This window comes from Pseudomonas sp. PA15(2017), assembly GCF_001945395.1.
GTDB lineage: Bacteria > Pseudomonadota > Gammaproteobacteria > Pseudomonadales > Pseudomonadaceae > Aquipseudomonas.
Genome location: NZ_MSXV01000007.1, coordinates 176,272 through 193,059 on the forward strand (window position 1 = coordinate 176,272; position 16,788 = coordinate 193,059).

The 16,788-nt window shown below is 64.7% G+C and carries 14 protein-coding genes; 12 read left to right on the forward strand and 2 right to left on the reverse strand.

The genetic code is table 11. The features are described 5' to 3' along the window. Nucleotides 1–55: 55 nt before the first annotated feature. Nucleotides 56–1,057 carry a type I glyceraldehyde-3-phosphate dehydrogenase gene (gene gap, locus BVH03_RS02940; protein WP_075959808.1) on the reverse strand — a complete coding sequence of 334 codons (1,002 nt, stop codon included), beginning with the start codon at nucleotides 1,055–1,057 and terminating at the stop codon, nucleotides 56–58. 131 nt (nucleotides 1,058–1,188) lie between these two features. Between gap and edd the strand changes: the two genes are divergently transcribed. From edd to BVH03_RS02990, 10 genes are all read left to right on the forward strand, one after another. Then, entirely contained in the window at nucleotides 1,189–3,018 is a 1,830-nt protein-coding gene (edd, locus tag BVH03_RS02945; RefSeq protein WP_075959809.1) for a phosphogluconate dehydratase, read from the forward strand. Continuing rightward, the gene (locus BVH03_RS02950; RefSeq protein ID WP_075959810.1) at nucleotides 3,015–3,980 is read left to right on the forward strand and encodes a glucokinase; all 966 of its coding nucleotides are present in this window, start codon (nucleotides 3,015–3,017) and stop codon (nucleotides 3,978–3,980) included. The genes edd and BVH03_RS02950 overlap by 4 nt, the downstream gene beginning before the upstream one ends. Nucleotides 3,981–4,024: 44 nt before the next feature. Beyond that, entirely contained in the window at nucleotides 4,025–4,759 is a 735-nt protein-coding gene (locus BVH03_RS02955) for a response regulator (protein ID WP_075959811.1), read from the forward strand. Next, nucleotides 4,749–6,206 (forward strand): ATP-binding protein, encoded by a 1,458-nt coding sequence (locus tag BVH03_RS02960; RefSeq protein WP_075959812.1) that lies wholly within the window; start codon nucleotides 4,749–4,751, stop codon nucleotides 6,204–6,206. Before BVH03_RS02955 ends, BVH03_RS02960 begins: the two co-directional genes overlap by 11 nt. Before the next feature lie 232 nt (nucleotides 6,207–6,438). Continuing rightward, complete coding sequence (locus tag BVH03_RS02965) at nucleotides 6,439–7,674, forward strand: AGE family epimerase/isomerase (protein ID WP_075959813.1); 1,236 nt, start codon at nucleotides 6,439–6,441, stop codon at nucleotides 7,672–7,674. A 113-nt stretch (nucleotides 7,675–7,787) separates the two neighbouring features. Then, a complete protein-coding gene (locus BVH03_RS02970) occupies nucleotides 7,788–9,056 on the forward strand; it encodes an ABC transporter substrate-binding protein (RefSeq protein WP_075959814.1) in 1,269 nt (422 codons plus the stop codon). Nucleotides 9,057–9,172: 116 nt separating this feature from the next. Continuing rightward, the gene (locus BVH03_RS02975; RefSeq protein WP_075959815.1) at nucleotides 9,173–10,081 is read left to right on the forward strand and encodes a carbohydrate ABC transporter permease; all 909 of its coding nucleotides are present in this window, start codon (nucleotides 9,173–9,175) and stop codon (nucleotides 10,079–10,081) included. After that, nucleotides 10,074–10,904 carry a carbohydrate ABC transporter permease gene (locus BVH03_RS02980; RefSeq protein ID WP_075930537.1) on the forward strand — a complete coding sequence of 277 codons (831 nt, stop codon included), beginning with the start codon at nucleotides 10,074–10,076 and terminating at the stop codon, nucleotides 10,902–10,904. Before BVH03_RS02975 ends, BVH03_RS02980 begins: the two co-directional genes overlap by 8 nt. A 46-nt stretch (nucleotides 10,905–10,950) precedes the next feature. Next, the gene (locus tag BVH03_RS02985; protein ID WP_075959816.1) at nucleotides 10,951–12,066 is read left to right on the forward strand and encodes an ABC transporter ATP-binding protein; all 1,116 of its coding nucleotides are present in this window, start codon (nucleotides 10,951–10,953) and stop codon (nucleotides 12,064–12,066) included. A 137-nt stretch (nucleotides 12,067–12,203) separates the two neighbouring features. Next, nucleotides 12,204–13,406 carry a maltoporin gene (locus tag BVH03_RS02990; protein ID WP_371915335.1) on the forward strand — a complete coding sequence of 401 codons (1,203 nt, stop codon included), beginning with the start codon at nucleotides 12,204–12,206 and terminating at the stop codon, nucleotides 13,404–13,406. 170 nt (nucleotides 13,407–13,576) lie between these two features. Here BVH03_RS02990 and BVH03_RS02995 read toward each other — a convergent pair whose 3' ends face one another. Beyond that, a complete protein-coding gene (locus BVH03_RS02995) occupies nucleotides 13,577–14,437 on the reverse strand; it encodes a MurR/RpiR family transcriptional regulator (protein ID WP_177344885.1) in 861 nt (286 codons plus the stop codon). A 177-nt stretch (nucleotides 14,438–14,614) separates the two neighbouring features. On the opposite strand from BVH03_RS02995, the gene zwf reads away from it, so the two are divergent. Further along, on the forward strand, nucleotides 14,615–16,084 hold the full coding sequence (gene zwf / locus BVH03_RS03000) for a glucose-6-phosphate dehydrogenase (RefSeq protein WP_075959819.1): 1,470 nt from the start codon (nucleotides 14,615–14,617) through the stop codon (nucleotides 16,082–16,084). Then, nucleotides 16,071–16,784: a 6-phosphogluconolactonase gene (gene pgl / locus BVH03_RS03005; protein WP_075959820.1), complete on the forward strand. Its 714-nt coding sequence runs from the start codon at nucleotides 16,071–16,073 to the stop codon at nucleotides 16,782–16,784. Before zwf ends, pgl begins: the two co-directional genes overlap by 14 nt. The last annotated feature ends 4 nt before the right edge of the window (nucleotides 16,785–16,788 follow it).

A 16,788-nucleotide genomic window follows, 5' to 3' on the forward strand; every position in this document is an offset into this window, starting at 1 on the left:
TTTTAACGCCGCAGTGCCGACGCGCAGCAGGCTTTGAACAGGTTCTCAGCGCAGGTTATTTGGCGGCGTTAGCTGCCAGGCAGGTGTCGAGCATGCGGTTGGAGAAACCCCACTCGTTGTCGTACCAGGCCAGTACCTTCACCAGCCGGCCGTTCACCTTGGTGTGGTTGGCATCGAAGATCGAAGACAGCGGATTGTGGTTGAAATCGCACGACACCAGCGGCAGCGCGTTGTAGCCCAGCACCGGGGATTTTTGCGCCGCCGCCTTGAGCAGGGCGTTGATTTCCTCGACGCTGGTGTCGCGCTGCACCTGAATGGTCAGGTCGACCAGCGACACGTTGATCACCGGCACGCGCACCGCCATGCCGGTCAGGCGCCCGGCCAGCTCCGGCAGCACCAGGCCGACCGCTTCGGCAGCGCCGGTCTTGGTGGGAATCATCGACTGAGTGGCCGAGCGCGCGCGGAACAGGTCGCTGTGGTACACGTCGGAGAGATTCTGGTCGTTGGTGTAGGCGTGGATGGTGGTCATCAGCCCACTTTCGATGCCCAGCTCGCGCTGCAGCACCTGTGCCACCGGCGCCAGGCAGTTGGTGGTGCACGACGCATTGGAGATGATCTGCTGGTCGGCGCGCAGGCTGCCTTCGTTGACGCCGTAGACGACGGTCGCATCCGCGCCTTTGGCCGGCGCGGAGATGATCACCTTGCGGGCGCCGGCGGCCAGGTGGGCAGCGGCCTTGTCGCGATCGGTGAACAGGCCGGTGCATTCGAACACCACGTCGACGTCCAGATCCTTCCAGGGCAGTTCGGCAGGGTTACGGAGCGTGCTGACGGCGATGCGGTCCCCGTTGATAAGCAGATCTTGCCCGTCGACCTCGACGGATGCGTCGAAAATGCCGTGTACGCTGTCGTATTTGAGCAGATGAGCGTTGATGGCGCTGTCGCCCAGGTCATTGATGGCGACGACTTGCAGCTTCTCGCGATAGTTCTGGGTATAGAGTGCTCGGAGCACGTTACGGCCGATGCGACCGAAACCATTGATGGCAATTCGCAATGTCATGAGCGTCGATCCTTATATGTTGTTTTAAAAACAAGATTATTCTCATGAAAGTAGAAATCAAGCGTTTTATCTGTCAAGATTTTGATAAAAATACAATTCTAAGTGCTACCCGCTAGCCTGGAGTCGACACCATGCACCCCCGCATCCTCGAGGTAACCGACCGCCTGATCACCCGCAGCCGTGCCACCCGCGAGCGTTACCTGGCGCAGATGGCTGCTGCCGACAGCCAGGGCCCGCACCGCGGCGCGCTGCAATGCGCCAACTTCGCCCACGGCGTGGCCGGTTGCGGCTCGGCCGAAGACAAGCAGCGCCTGCGGCTGATGAACGAGGCCAACGTCGGCATCGTCACCGCCTACAACGACATGCTGTCCGCCCACCAGCCCTACGAACACTATCCGGAACTGATCAGGCAGGCCTTGCGCCAAATCGGCTCGGTGGGCCAGGTGGCCGGCGGCGTGCCGGCGATGTGCGACGGCGTGACCCAAGGTGAACCGGGTATGGAACTGAGCCTGGCCAGCCGCGAAGTGATCGCCATGTCCACCGCCGTGGCGCTGTCGCACAACATGTTCGATGCGGCGATGCTGCTGGGCATCTGCGACAAGATCATCCCGGGGCTGATGATCGGCGCCCTGCGCTTCGGTCACCTGCCGATGATCTTCGTGCCGGGCGGGCCGATGCCTTCGGGCATTCCCAACAAGGAAAAGGCCGAGGTTCGCCAGCTCTATGCCGAAGGCAAGGCGACCCGCGAGCAGCTTCTCGAATCGGAGATGAAGTCCTATCACAGCCCCGGCACCTGCACCTTCTACGGCACCGCCAACACCAATCAGGTGGTGATGGAGATCATGGGCCTGCACTTGCCGGGTTCGTCCTTCGTCAACCCCTACACACCCCTGCGTGACGCGTTGACGGCCGAGGCCGCCCACCAGGTGGTACGCCTGACGCGCCAGGGCGGCGAGTACACGCCGCTGTGCCGGATCATCGACGAGAAGGCCATCGTCAACTCGGTGGTGGCCCTCAATGCCACTGGTGGTTCGACCAACCACACCCTGCATATCCCGGCCTTCGCCCGCGCTGCCGGCATCCAGCTGACCTGGCAGGACATGGCCGATCTGTCCGCCGTCACGCCGACGCTGGCCAAGGTCTATCCCAATGGCCAGGCCGATGTGAACCACTTTCATGCCTGCGGCGGCGTGCCTTTCATGGTGCGCACGCTACTCGAAGCCGGCCTGCTGCACGAAGACGTCTACACCGTTGCCGGCCAGGGCCTGTCGCGCTACACCCAGGAGCCGTTCCTCGATGGCGAGCGTCTGGTCTGGCGCCAGGGCCCGGAGCAGAGTCTGGATCGCAACATCCTGCGCAGCGTGCCGGAGGCCTTCTCACCCGAGGGCGGGCTGCGGGTGCTGACCGGCAACCTCGGCAACGGCGTGGCCAAGGTATCGGCCGTGGCGCCGGAGCATCAGGTGGTCGAAGCGCCGGCCCGGGTGTTCGACACCCAAGCCGAGCTGGCGGAAGCCTTCAAGGCCGGTGAGCTGGAGCGCGACTTTGTCGCCGTGGTGCGCTTCCAGGGGCCCAAGGCCAACGGCATGCCCGAATTGCACAAGCTCACGCCATACCTGGGCATCCTCCAGGATCGCGGCTTCAAGGTGGCGCTGGTCACCGATGGGCGGATGTCCGGCGCGTCGGGCAAGGTGCCGGCGGCCATTCACGTCAGCCCCGAAGCCTGGGATGGAGGTCCGCTGGCACGGGTGCGTGACGGCGATCTGATTCGCGTCGATGGCGTGACCGGGCACCTGCAGATGCTGGTCGACGACATCGCCTGGAATGCCCGCGAGATCGCGCCGCGCCCACAAGGCACCGGCGTCGGTTGTGGCCGCGAGCTGTTCGCCTTCATGCGCGCCGCGTTCAGCCCGGCGGAAGAGGGCGCCAGCGCCTTCACCGCCGAACTGGACTCGCTGCGATGAGCCTGGCGCTGGTTGGTGACATCGGTGGCACCAATGCACGTTTCGCCCTGTGGCGTGACGGCGGCCTGCATGGCGTGCGGGTATCGGCGACTGCCGATCACGCCACCGTCGAGCAGGCCATCGTCGCTTACCTGGACGCCGAAGGTCTGGCCCTTGGTGAGGTGCAAACCATCTGTCTGGCCTGCGCCGGGCCGGTGGAAATCGACCCGTTCCGCTTCACCAACAACGCCTGGCGTATCGACCGTCAGGCGTTCTGCGCCGCGCTGCAGATACGCGAGCTGCTGCTGCTCAACGACTTTTCCGCCATGGCCCTGGGTATGACCTGCCTGCAGGACGACGAGTACATCACCGTTTGTCCAGGTGAGGCGCAACCAGGGCGCCCGGCGGTAGTGATCGGCGCCGGCACGGGCTTGGGCGTCGGCACCTTGCTGAGTTTGCCCGATGGCAGCTGGCACGCGTTGCCGGGCGAGGGTGGCCATGTCGACCTGCCGGTGGGCAGTAACCGCGAGGCGTTGATCTGGCAGGCACTGCACCGCCAGCTCGGCCACGTCAGCGCCGAGGCCGGGGCGCTCAGCGGCAACGGGCTGCTGGCCTTGTATCGCGCGACCTGTGCGGTGGATGGTCAGCCGGCATCCCTGCAGAGCGCCGCCGAGGTCACCCGTGCGGCGCTGGACGGGGAGCCATTGGCAGTCACAGTGCTGGAATCGTTCTGCTGCCTGCTCGGCCGTGTGGCGGGCAACAACGTGCTGACCGTGGGTGGGCGAGGCGGCGTGTTCATCGCCGGTGGTATGGTGCCGCGCTTCGCCGACTTCTTCATGGCCAGCGGGTTCTCGCGCAGCCTGCGCGACAAGGGCTGCATGAGCGACTACTTTGATGGCCTGCCGGTATGGCTGGTCACCGCGCCTTACCCGGGCCTGGTCGGCGCGGGCGTGGCGGTGGAGCAGCACCTGCGAAGGAACTAGCAACTCGTCTAGCATCGCCCATAACAAAAACAAGGATCATCGATGTGAGCCCAACTGGAAAATCCATCCTGCTGGTCGACGACGACCAGGATATTCGGGAACTGCTGCAAACCTACCTCGGGCGTGCCGGCCTGCAGGTGCGCACCGTGGCCGATGGCGCCGGGTTTCGTGGGGCGCTCTGCGAAGGCGGTGCCGATCTGGTCATTCTCGATGTGATGTTGCCCGACGAGGACGGCTTCAGCCTGTGCCGCTGGACCCGCGAGCACCAGCGTTTCGCCCAGGTGCCGATCATCATGCTGACCGCCAGCTCCGACGAGGCCGACCGGGTCATCGGCCTCGAGCTGGGCGCCGATGACTACCTCGGCAAACCGTTCAGCCCCCGCGAGTTGCTTGCGCGTATCAAGGCGCTGCTGCGACGAGCGAATTTCGCCCAGGAACGCGGCGCAGACGTGCTGGCGTTCGACGAGTGGCGCCTTGACATGGTCAGCCATCGGCTGTTTCACCTCGACGGCGAAGAAGTGCTGTTGTCCGGCGCCGACTTCGCGCTGCTCAAGCTGTTTCTCGATCACCCGCAGCAGATTCTCGACCGCGACACCATCGGCAATGCCACCCGCGGCCGCGAGATGATGCCGCTCGAACGCATCGTCGACATGGCCGTGAGTCGCCTGCGCCAGCGCCTGCGAGACACCGGCAAACCGCCGCGGCTGATCCGCACCGTACGTGGCAGCGGCTACCAGCTGGCCGCCGCCGTCAGTGCGCAGGCCGGCAATGCGCGCTGACTGGCGTCGGCTGCTGCCGATTCCACGTTCACTGCTCGGCCGCATGCTGCTCCTGACCCTGCTCTCGGTGCTGGCGGCGCAGACGTTGTCCAGCGCCATCTGGCTGTCGCAGTTGCGCGCCACCCAGCTCGAAGGGCTGATCACCACGGCACGCAGCCTGGCCCATTCGATGTCGGCCAGCGTGCGTTACTTCCGTTCGCTGCCGGTGGCCTACCGGCCGATGGTGCTCGACCAGTTGCGCAGCATGGGCGGCACCCGCTTCGTGGTCAGCCTCAACGACCGCCCCTTGAGCATGCACCTGCTGCCCGAAACGCCGCGCAAGCTGGCGGTGACCGAGGCGGTCAGCGAGGTGCTGCGCGCCTCGTTGGGCAACCAGGCGGACATTTCCGTGACCTTCGTCAGCCCTGATGACCTGCGCATCTTCAATGGCGGCCTGAAACTCGACGAATTGCCGCGCTCCTGGGCCCATTACGCCCTGACCCTGGAGCCGGTCAATCCGCCGGTGCTGGTCACCCAGATCCAGCTGGCGCCCGGCGAATGGCTGTATATCGCCTCGCTCTTGCCCGAGCCCTACACCAGCCTGGAGGAGCCTGTGCTGCCTACTCAGCAGCTGTGGTTCATCCTGCTCAGCAGCGGCTTCCTGCTGTTGTTCATCGGCATTCTGGTGCGCTGGCAGAGCCGGCCGCTCAAGCGCCTGGCGCGGGCCGCGCGGCACATGTCGCTGGGCGCCGACATCGAGCCGGTGGAGGAGGCCGGCGGGCGTGAAGTGGTGGAGGTGGCGCGGGCCTTCAACGCCATGCGCGAGCGCATCAGCCGCTACCTGACCGAGCGTGCCCAGCTGTTCAGCGCCATTTCCCATGACCTGCGCACGCCGATCACCCGCCTGCGCCTGCGCGTCGAGCTGCTCGACGACGAAACCCTGCAGACCAAGTTCGGCCGCGATCTCGACGAGCTGGAGCTGCTGGTCAAGGGTGCGTTGCAGTGCGTCAAGGACACCGACATCCACGAGAACATCGAGTCGGTGGACCTCAACCAGCTGCTGCACTGTCTGGTCGAGCCGTACCTGGCACCGACCGGCAATGGCCGCGTGACCCTGCATGGCGAGGCGGGGGCGGATTACCTCGGCAAGCCCCTGGCGTTGCGGCGCTGTATCGGCAACCTGGTGGACAACGCCCTCAAGTACGGCCACCGCGCCCACCTGCACGTCGAGGACGACGACGAGGCCTATGTGCTGCACGTCGACGATGAGGGGCCGGGGGTGCCCGAGCAGCGCCTCGAACAGGTATTCGAGCCGCATTTCCGCCTGGCTGGCCAGCAGCAGGGTTATGGCCTGGGCCTCGGCATTGCGCGCAACATCGCCCATAGCCATGGCGGCGAGGTGAGCCTGCAGAACCTGCGCGAAGGCGGACTGCGGGTAACCCTGCGCCTGCCGCGAATGCCGGATTGAATGTCACCGCTCCGTGACAAAGCAGCCGGCCTTCGTTACTTGGCGGTAGGTAGCCGCCAGTAGACTCGTCATGCGCCTTTCGCCGATTCGTATCCGCCGGTGCCTGCACAGCTTCTCGTAGCCTGGGTTGGCCAAAGGCGTAACCCAGGTTTTTGACGGAGCCGGTTATCGCTGCGCTCGAGCCGGGCTATCGACTGATGCGGCCATTTTCCGTCTGTATGGAACAACAACAATGACGATCACACCCGTACTCCCCGCCGACAGCTGGCTGGTGAAGCCCGCCCACCAAGCCTGGCTGAATGCCGAAGGTTTGCGCCTGCTGCCGTTCGCACGCGCGGCGAAAGTCGAGCATGGTTTCGCCGCCCTCGATGCAAGGGGCGCGCTGGCGCCCGATGCCATCGCTGAGTTGATCCACACCACACGCATGACCCACTGCTTCGCCCTGGCCCATCTGCAAGGCATTGTCGGCTACGGCGAGCTGGTCGATCACGGCGTCACTGCGCTGCAGGGCCGGCTGCGTGACGAGGTGGCCGGCGGCTGGTTCGCCGACGTCACCCGCGAGGGCGACAAGAGCGCCTACCTGCACGCCTTCGTGGCCCTGGCCGCCAGTTCCGCTCGAGCGGCCGGCAGACCAGGGGCCGAGGCGCTGCTGGCCGAGGCGATCAGGATTCTGGAAGCGCATTTCTGGAGCGAGGAGGAGGGCGCGCTACGGGAGAGCTTCAGCCGCGACTGGTCGCAGGAAGAGGCCTACCGCGGCGCCAACAGCAACATGCATGGCGTGGAAGCCTTTCTCGCCCTGGCCGACGTTACCGGCGACAGCGTCTGGCTGCAGCGCGCGCTGCGTGTCGCCGAGCGATTGATCCACCGACATGCCGCCTCCCGCGGGCACGTGGTGGTCGAGCATTTCGACCACCAGTGGCAGGCGCTGCCCGACTACAACACCGACAACCGCGCCGATCCGTTTCGCCCCTATGGCAGCACGCCCGGCCACAGTTTCGAATGGGCGCGCCTGCTGCTGCATCTGGAGGCCGCCCTCACCTGCGCCGGGCTGGAAGCGCCCGCCTGGCTGCTGGACGATGCACGCGGTCTGTTCACCAGTGCCTGTGGCGATGCCTGGTTGGCCGATGGCGCGCCAGGGCTGGTCTACACCCTCGACTGGCAGGCGCGGCCCGTGGTGCGTGCACGGCTGCACTGGGTGCAGGCCGAGGCCAGCGCGGCGGCAGCGGCGCTGCTGCGGCGCACCGGCGAGCCGGACTACGAGGCCTGGTACCGGCGCTTCTGGGAGTTCACCGCCAGCCATTTCATCGATCTGCAAGAGGGCAGCTGGCACCATGAGCTCGATACCGGCAACCGGCCGGCCGCCAGCATCTGGCCGGGAAAGCCTGATCTGTATCACGCCTACCAGGCCGTGCTGCTGCCGCGCGTGGCGCTGGCGCCGAGCCTGGCCACGGCGTTGGCCGCCATGTAACGGCATTGTGACATTCGCGCATCGCTTCGTTACCTGGTGGCCCGCCAACCCTGATTACACTCCCTGCAACGCAAGCGCCATGACTTGCCGCTAACAACAAGAAAGGTACTTCGATGAACGCGATCACCCGTCTCGCTACTGCCGTTTCTCTCGCCTCCCTGTTCCCCCTCACCGCGCTGGCGGCCGACTCCAAAGGTACGGTCGAAGTCGTGCATTGGTGGACGTCCGGTGGCGAAGCGGCAGCCGTGAAGGTCCTGCGTGAGCTGGTCGAGAAGGACGGCTACACCTGGAAGGACAGTGCCGTGGCCGGTGGTGCCGGCTCGGCCGCCATGACCGTGCTGAAGACCCGCGTGGTCTCCGGCAACCCGCCAGGCGCCGCACAGATCAAGGGGCCGGATCTGCAGGAGTGGGGCGCGCTGGATCTGCTCGCACCGCTGGACGACGTGGCCAAGGCCAACAATTGGGATGGCCTGCTGTCGAAAACCGTCGCCAATACCATGAAGTACGACGGCCATTACGTGGCCGTGCCGGTGAACATCCATCGCGTCAACTGGTTGTGGATCAACCCGGCAGTCTTCAAGAAGGCCGGCATCGACAAAGCGCCGACCACCCTGGACGAACTCTACGCCGCCGGCGACAAGCTCAAGGCCGCCGGTTTCACGCCACTGGCCCATGGCGGCCAGCCATGGCAGGACAGCACCGTATTCGAAGGCCTGGTGCTCAGCATCATGGGCGCCGAGGGCTACCACAAGGCGTTCGTCGAGAACGACGAAGCGACCCTGACCAGCCCGCAGATGGCCGAAGTGTTCACCGCACTAAAAAAACTCTCCACCTACATGGACGACAACCGTGCCGGGCGTGACTGGAACCTGGCCACCGCCGAGGTCATCGACGGCAAGGCCGGCATGCAGATCATGGGCGACTGGGCCAAGAGCGAATGGACCGCCGCCGGCAAGGTCGCCGGCAAGGACTACCAGTGCGTTCCTATGCCGGGCACCGCGGGCAGCTACACCTACAACATCGACTCCATGGCCATGTTCAGGCTGAAGAAAGAGGGCGACATCGCCGCCCAGCATGCCCTGGCGCGCATCGCCCTGGAGCCCGAGTTCCAGTACGTGTTCAACGAGAACAAGGGCTCGATCCCGGTGCGCTCGGACCTGGACATGAGCAAGTTCGACAGTTGCGCCCAGGCCTCCATGAAGGATTTCCAGGAGGCCGACAAGAACGGCAAGCTGGAACCGAGCATGGCCCACAGCATGGCCACCAACCTGGCGGTGCAGGGGGCGATCTTCGATGTGGTCACCAACTTCATGGCCGACAAGAACGCCGACCCGAGCAAGGCCGGCGCGCAGATGGCCGCGGCGATCAAGTCCGCGCAATAGCGTGAAGCGGGCCGCTACCCGGCGGCCCGCCTGATTTCACCATCCGTTCGTGCGACGGGCTCCGCGCCTGTCGCCGGCGGAGTTCGTCCCGAATTTCTCTACACACGGTAGGTCCGATGAGTGTCACGACGGTAATCGGCAAGGCTTCACCCTTCGATGCGCTGCAGCGCTGGCTGCCCAAGCTGGTGCTGGCGCCCACCATGCTGGTGGTGCTGGTGGGGTTCTACGGCTACATCCTGTGGACGGCGGTGCTGTCGTTCACCAATTCCAGCTTCATGCCCAGCTACAAGTGGGTGGGCCTGCAGCAGTACATGCGCTTGATGGACAACGACCGCTGGTGGGTCGCCAGCAAGAACCTGATGGTGTTCGGCGGCCTGTTCATCGCCATCAGCCTGGTCATCGGCGTGTTGCTGGCGGTGCTGCTGGATCAGCGCATTCGCCGTGAAGGCGTTATCCGCACCATCTACCTGTACCCCATGGCGCTGTCGATGATCGTCACCGGTACCGCCTGGAAGTGGCTGCTCAATCCCGGCCTGGGCCTGGACAAGCTGCTGCGCGATTGGGGCTGGGAAGGCTTTCGCCTGGACTGGCTGGTGGACCCGGAGCGGGTCATCTACTGCCTGGTGATCGCGGCCGTGTGGCAGGCCTCGGGCTTCGTCATGGCGCTGTTCCTGGCTGGGCTGCGCGGCGTCGATCAGTCGATCATCCGCGCCGCCCAGGTCGATGGGGCGAATCTTCCGACCATCTACCTGCGCATCGTGCTGCCGAGCTTGCGCCCGGTGTTCTTCAGTGCGGTGATGATCCTCGCGCACATTGCCATCAAGAGCTTCGACCTGGTCGCGGCGATGACCGCGGGCGGGCCTGGCTACGCCTCCGATCTGCCAGCGATGTTCATGTACAACTTCACCTTCAGCCGCGGCCAGATGGGCATCGGCTCGGCCAGCGCGATGCTGATGCTCGGCGCGATCCTGGCGATCCTGGTGCCGTACCTCTACTCGGAATTGCGAGGCAAGCGCCATGACTAAGGCTTTCAGTCCAAGCCGCCTGGCGATTCACGCCACCCTGTTGTTCGCCGCCGCGCTGTACCTGGTGCCGCTGGTGGTGATGCTGCTGACCAGCTTCAAGACCCCCGAGGACGTGCGCGCCGGCAACCTGCTGTCGCTGCCGGACGCTTTCACCCTGATCGGCTGGGTCAAGGCCTGGGACGTGGTCGGTGGGCACTTCTGGAACTCGGCGAAGATGGCCATTCCGGCGGTGCTGATTTCCACGGCCATCGGCGCGCTCAACGGCTACGTGCTGTCGATGTGGCGCTTCCGCGGCTCGCAGCTGTTCTTCGGCCTGCTGTTGTTCGGCTGCTTCCTGCCGTTCCAGACCATCCTGCTGCCGGCCTCGTTCACCCTCGGCAAGTTCGGCCTGGCCAATACCACCACCGGCCTGGTGCTGGTGCACGTGGTCTACGGCATCGCCTTCACCACGCTGTTCTTCCGCAACTTCTACGTCAGCGTGCCGGATGCCCTGGTCAAGGCCGCGCGTCTGGATGGCGCGGGGTTCTTCACCATCTTCGGGCGCATCCTTCTGCCCATGTCAGTGCCGATCATCATGGTCTGCCTGATCTGGCAGTTCACCCAGATCTGGAACGATTTCCTGTTCGGCGTGGTGTTCGCCAGTGGCGATGCCCAGCCGATCACCGTGGCCCTCAACAACCTGGTGAACACCAGCACCGGGGCCAAGGAATACAACGTGGACATGGCCGCGGCGATGATCGCCGGGCTGCCGACCCTGCTGGTGTACATCCTGGCGGGCAAGTATTTCCTGCGCGGCCTCACAGCTGGCGCGGTAAAGGGTTGAAAGCTGCTGCGCTCGCTCGCGGCACTTTCGAAGTGGAGAGAAGTAAATGGCAACGCTCGAACTGCGCAACGTCAACAAATCCTACGGCAGCGGCCTGACGGATACGCTGAAAAGCATCGATCTGAAAATCGACGATGGCGAATTCCTGATCCTGGTCGGCCCGTCGGGCTGCGGCAAATCCACCCTGATGAACTGCATCGCCGGGCTGGAGAGCATCAGCAACGGTGCCATCCTGGTCGACGGTGCCGACATCAGCGGCATGAGCCCCAAGGATCGTGACATCGCCATGGTTTTCCAGTCCTACGCGCTGTACCCGACCATGAACGTGCGCGACAACATCGCCTTCGGCCTGAAGATGCGCAAGCTGGCTCCGGCGGCCATCGACGAGGAAGTGGCGCGCGTCGCCAAGCTGCTGCAGATCGAGCACCTGCTGGGGCGCAAGCCCGGCCAACTCTCCGGCGGCCAGCAACAGCGCGTGGCCATGGGCCGGGCCCTGGCGCGGCGCCCGAAGATCTACCTGTTCGACGAGCCGCTCTCCAACCTCGACGCCAAGCTACGGGTGGAGATGCGTACCGAAATCAAGCTGATGCACCAGCGCCTGAAGACCACCACGGTCTACGTCACCCACGACCAGATCGAGGCCATGACCCTGGGCGACAAGGTGGCGGTGATGAAGGACGGCGTGATTCAGCAATTCGGCACCCCGCAGCAGATCTACAACGATCCTTCCAACCTGTTCGTGGCGAGCTTCATCGGCTCGCCACCGATGAATTTCATTCCCGTGCAGGTGCAGCGTCGCGACGGGCAGGCCTGGGCCGTGCTGGCGTCGGCCGAGGGTCGTTGCGAGCTGCCCCTGGGCGAGCTGCCCGAGGGCGCGGAGCAGGGCGAACTGCTGCTCGGCGTGCGCCCCGAGCAGGTGCAACTGGCGAGCGGCCTGGCGCAGGCCAATACGCTGGCTGCCCAGGTGGAAGTCACCGAGCCCACCGGGCCGGACACCCTGGTATTCGTCACCGCCAATGACAGCAAGCTGTGCTGCCGCCTGGCGCCCGATCAGGCGCCGCCGGTGGGCCAGCGCCTGGAGCTGCATATCGATGCGGCGCGGGCACTGCTGTTCGATGCCAAGAGCGGCGAGCGCGTAAGGCCCCTGGCCCGTACGGCGTAACCGGGCAACGTCACCTCTTTAGCGAATCGTTGAAAAGGAGTCGGCCTCGTAGTCCTGATGCCGGCATTGCAAAGCGGTAACAACAATAAAAAACTGCAGGAGAGGATATGAAACGATCAACGGGTTTCGGCCTGGTCATGGCGCTGGGTTCCCTGACGCTGCCGGTTACGGGTATGGCGCTGGAGTTCAGCGGTTACGTGCGCAGTGGTGCCGGCACGGCCGACGGCAACGGCAGGCAGTCGTGCTTCCAACTGCCGGGCGCGCGCTCCAAGTACCGTTTGGGTAACGAGTGCGAGCAGTACGCCGAGCTGGACCTGCGTCAGGATCTGTTCACGCTCGACGATGGCTCGGTACTGAGCATCGAGGGCATGGCACAGCTGTTCAACGAGTACGGCCACACGCCGAAATTCACCGGTGACCACGGTACCGCGCGGATGAACCAGATGTACGCCGAGTGGAGCAACATGCCGGCGCTTAACGGCGGCTCGCTGTGGGCCGGGCGGCGGTTCTACAAGCGTAACGACATCCACATCTCCGACTTCTACTACTGGAACCAGAGCGCCACCGGTTTCGGTATCGACGAGATGAAGATCGGTGATTACAAGTACAGCTACGTGTTCTCGCGCAAGGACAGCTACGACCAGAAGGAATACATCAACCGCCACGACTTCAACGTCGGCGGTTTCGTGACCAACCCGGGTGGCGAGGTCGAGGTGGGCGTCAGCTACGTCGACAAGCCATCGTCCGTGGACGACTCGCACAGTGGCTGGGCGGTGACCGGCCAGCACGTGCAGAAGAACTTCCTCGGCCTCGGCGGCGACAACAAGTTTGCCCTGCAGTACGGCCAGGGGCCGGGCACCGGTCTGGGCTACACCGGCGACCCGACCCTGGATCGCAGCGCCAAGAGTTGGCGGGTGGTCGAGTTCTTCGACTTCCAGATGACCCCGCGCCTGGGCGGCCAGGTGCAGGCCGTATACCAGAAGGACAAGCGTGACGACGGTGGCGATCAGGACTGGTGGTCGGTGGGCGGGCGCACCAGCTACGCCTTCACCCAGCAGTTCAAGCTGGTCGGCGAGATCGGCCATGACCAGGTGGACGCCTCCGGGGGCACCCGCAAGCTGAGCAAGTTCACCATCGCGCCGACCTGGTCGCCGAACGGCCCCGGCTTTTTCGAGCGCCCGGAAATTCGCCTGTATTACACCTATGCCACCTGGAACAAAGCAGCGCAGGAAGCGGCGAATCTGCTGGCCGAGGGTTCGGCGCTGTCCGACACTGGCGCCTTTGGCAGTGCGCGTAATGGCTCCAACTTCGGCGTGCAGGTGGAGTACTGGTGGAAGTAGGGCGCACCTTAAGGTTGTGGCCGTAGCGCTTGCTCCCGGGTATCGCGTTGCTCAACCCAGGCTACCCATCTAACCGTAGCCTGGGTTGAGCGCAGCGATACCCGGGAATGCTTGCGCGCAGCTAAAGCATCGCCCTCAAACTGCGGCAGAGCCCATCATCGGACTGTCGATCAAATCGGCTTTTCGCCGGCCGGGTAACGGCTGGCGTTGAGGCTTTCCTTGATCTTGCGCAGGTGCGGCTGGAAATCCGCGCCGCGGCGCAGGGTCATGCCGGTTGCCAGGACGTCCAGCACCGTCAATTGGATGATGCGCGAAGTCATCGGCATGTAGATGTCGGTGTCCTCGGGCAACGGAATGTGCACGCTGAGGCTGCAGGCCTGGTCCAACGGCGAGCCGGCGGCGGTCAGGCCGAGCACCGAGGCGCCATTTCCCCGCGCCAGGCGAGCCACCTCGACCAGCTCACGGGTACGCCCGGTGTAAGAGATGATCACGAACAGATCACCGGTGTGCGCCACCGAGGCGAGCATGCGCTGCATCAGCACGTCGGCGTGGGCGGATACCGCCAGGTTGAAGCGAAAGAACTTGTGCTGGGCATCCAGAGCTACCGGCGCCGAGGCGCCAAGGCCGAAGAAGTGGATCTGCCTGGCCTGGATCAACAGGTCGACGGCGCGGCTGATCAAATTGGCGTCGAGGCTCTGCCAGGCGCTGTCCAGCGAGGCGATGGCGCTACCGAAGATCTTGCGCGTATAGGCCTCGGGGCCGTCGTCAGCCTCCACCGCGCGGCTCACGTACGCCGCGCCACTGGCCAGGCTCTGCGCCAGCTGCATCTTCAATTCCGGGTAACCGTTGACGCCGAACGAGCGGCAGAAACGGTTGACCGTCGGCTCGCTGACCTGAGCGGCCTGGGCGAGGGCGGCGATGCTCAGGCGGGTGGCCTGCTGCGGATTGAGCAGTATCACTTCGGCGACCTTGCGTTCGGCCTTGTTGAGGCTCTCGAGGCGGCCCTGGATCTGTTCGAGAAGGTTGCGCACGCGATCCATTGTTGTCCTTGTCCGATGAAATGCCGGGTCAATCCTAAGCTGGGGCTGCTCTACTGGCTACTAGTACTATGCATTTCACGAATATGTTGTGTTTATTACTACATTTCTGGTTGCGCGATAGCGGGTTACCCGCTATCAATAGGGCAACTTGATAGAAGAACAAAGATCATGTCGATGACTCCCGTTGAGCCTTGTACCCTCGCTCTGTTCGGCGCCCTGGGCGACCTGGCATTGCGCAAGCTGTTCCCCGCCCTCTACCAGCTCGACCGCGCTGGCTTGCTGCACGAGGATACCCAGTTGCTCGCGCTGGCGCGCGATGGCGGTGACCCCGGCAAGCACCTGAGCACCATCGATGCGCATTTGCGTCGCTACCTGCCGGCCACCGAGTTGGACGAGGCGGCGATGCAGCGTTTCCAGGCGCGCCTGCGCTACCTGAGCATGGAATTCCTGCCGCCGGACACCTACCCGCAGCTGGCCGAGATGGTCGGCAGCGGTCGCCAGCTGATCGCCTATTTCGCCACGCCAGCCTCGGTGTACGGCGGCATCTGCGCCAACCTGGCAGCGGTCGGCCTGGCCGAGAACACCCGGGTAGTGCTGGAGAAACCCATAGGCCATGACCTCGACTCGTCGCGCGCGGTCAACGATGCGGTGGCGGCCTATTTCCCGGAAAGCCAGGTCTACCGGATCGACCACTACCTGGGCAAGGAAACGGTGCAGAATCTCATCGCCCTGCGTTTTGCCAACAGCCTGTTCGAAACCCAGTGGAACCAGAACCACATCACCCACGTGGAAATCACCGTGGCGGAAAAGGTCGGTATCGAAGGGCGCTGGGGCTACTTCGACAAGGCCGGTCAGCTGCGTGACATGATCCAGAACCACCTGCTGCAACTGCTCTGTCTGATCGCCATGGACCCGCCAGGCGACCTGTCCGCCGACGCCATCCGTGACGAGAAGGTCAAGGTGCTCAAGGCCCTCGAGCCGATGACCGCCGAACAGCTGTCGCGTCATGTGGTGCGCGGTCAATACGTGGCCGGCACCAGCGATGGCAAGCCGGTTCCCGGCTACCTGGAAGAAGAGAACTCCAACGCCCAGAGCGACACCGAAACCTTCGTCGCCCTGCGCGCCGACATCCGTAACTGGCGTTGGGCCGGCGTGCCGTTCTACCTGCGTACCGGCAAGCGCATGGCGCAGAAGCTGTCGCAGATCGTCATCCACTTCAAGGAACCGCCGCACTACATCTTCGCGCCGGAGCAACGCCAGCTGATCGGCAACAAGCTGATCATCCGCCTGCAGCCGGACGAGAGTATTTCCCTGCAGGTGATGACCAAGGACCAGGGACTGGACAAGGGCATGCAGCTACGCAGCGGGCCGCTGCAGCTGAACTTTTCCACTGCCTACAAGAGCGCGCGGATTCCCGACGCCTACGAGCGTCTGCTGCTGGAAGTGATGCGCGGCAATCAGAACCTGTTCGTGCGCAAGGACGAGATCGAGCACGCCTGGCAGTGGTGCGATCAGCTGATCGCCGGCTGGAAGAAACTCGGCGACCCGCCCAAGCCGTACGTCGCCGGCACCTGGGGGCCGATGAGTTCCATCGCCCTGATCACTCGCGACGGGAGGGCCTGGTATGGCGATCTCTGACCTCGAATTTCCCGCGGGCGTGGTCGCCCGCAGTCACAGCGACGCGCAGCATCTGGCGAACGCGCTGGCCGAGAACGTGGCCGGCGCGCTGCGCGCTGCCATCGACAGCCGCGGCCAGGCGACCCTGGTGGTGTCCGGTGGGCGCAGCCCGATCGCTTTTTTCAAGGCGCTCGCGCAGCAGCCGTTGCCCTGGGCCAAGGTGCTGGTGAGCCTGGCCGACGAGCGCTGGGTACCAACCAGCCACGAGGACAGCAACGAGGCGCTGGTGCGTCGTCATCTGCTGCAGGGGCCGGCTGCCGAGGCCCGCTTACTGGGGTTGTATCAACGTGCTGGCAGCCTCGAGGAGGCCGCTGAACTTGCCGAGCAGACGCTGCGTGACCTGCCGGGCATCGATGTGCTGGTACTGGGCATGGGCACCGACGGGCATACTGCCTCGCTGTTTCCGGACAGCCCGAACCTGGAGCAGGCGCTTGGCGATCAATGCCCGCGCCGTTGTCTGCCGATGCTGGCGCCGAACGTGCCGCACCAACGGCTGACCCTGACCCTGCCGCTACTCGGGGCGGCCCGCCTGCCGCTGCTGGCGATCGAGGGGCCGGGCAAGCTCGCGGTACTCGAGCAGGCCTTGCAGCAAGACAATCAAAAGAACATGCCGATCAGCGCGTTTTTGCGCGCGCCGCTCGAAATCTACTGGTGCCCTTAGGCCC

Bases quoted from the DNA above. Each gene is read 5' to 3' on its own strand.
- gap (WP_075959808.1), bottom strand. From the start codon at position 1,057: ATGACATTGCGAATTGCCATCAATGGTTTCGGTCGCATCGGCCGTAAC.
- edd (WP_075959809.1), top strand. From the start codon at position 1,189: ATGCACCCCCGCATCCTCGAGGTAACCGACCGCCTGATCACCCGCAGC.
- BVH03_RS02950 (WP_075959810.1), top strand. From the start codon at position 3,015: ATGAGCCTGGCGCTGGTTGGTGACATCGGTGGCACCAATGCACGTTTC.
- BVH03_RS02960 (WP_075959812.1), top strand. From the start codon at position 4,749: ATGCGCGCTGACTGGCGTCGGCTGCTGCCGATTCCACGTTCACTGCTC.
- BVH03_RS02965 (WP_075959813.1), top strand. From the start codon at position 6,439: ATGACGATCACACCCGTACTCCCCGCCGACAGCTGGCTGGTGAAGCCC.
- BVH03_RS02970 (WP_075959814.1), top strand. From the start codon at position 7,788: ATGAACGCGATCACCCGTCTCGCTACTGCCGTTTCTCTCGCCTCCCTG.
- BVH03_RS02975 (WP_075959815.1), top strand. From the start codon at position 9,173: ATGAGTGTCACGACGGTAATCGGCAAGGCTTCACCCTTCGATGCGCTG.
- BVH03_RS02980 (WP_075930537.1), top strand. From the start codon at position 10,074: ATGACTAAGGCTTTCAGTCCAAGCCGCCTGGCGATTCACGCCACCCTG.
- BVH03_RS02985 (WP_075959816.1), top strand. From the start codon at position 10,951: ATGGCAACGCTCGAACTGCGCAACGTCAACAAATCCTACGGCAGCGGC.
- BVH03_RS02990 (WP_371915335.1), top strand. From the start codon at position 12,204: ATGGCGCTGGGTTCCCTGACGCTGCCGGTTACGGGTATGGCGCTGGAG.
- zwf (WP_075959819.1), top strand. From the start codon at position 14,615: ATGTCGATGACTCCCGTTGAGCCTTGTACCCTCGCTCTGTTCGGCGCC.
- pgl (WP_075959820.1), top strand. From the start codon at position 16,071: ATGGCGATCTCTGACCTCGAATTTCCCGCGGGCGTGGTCGCCCGCAGT.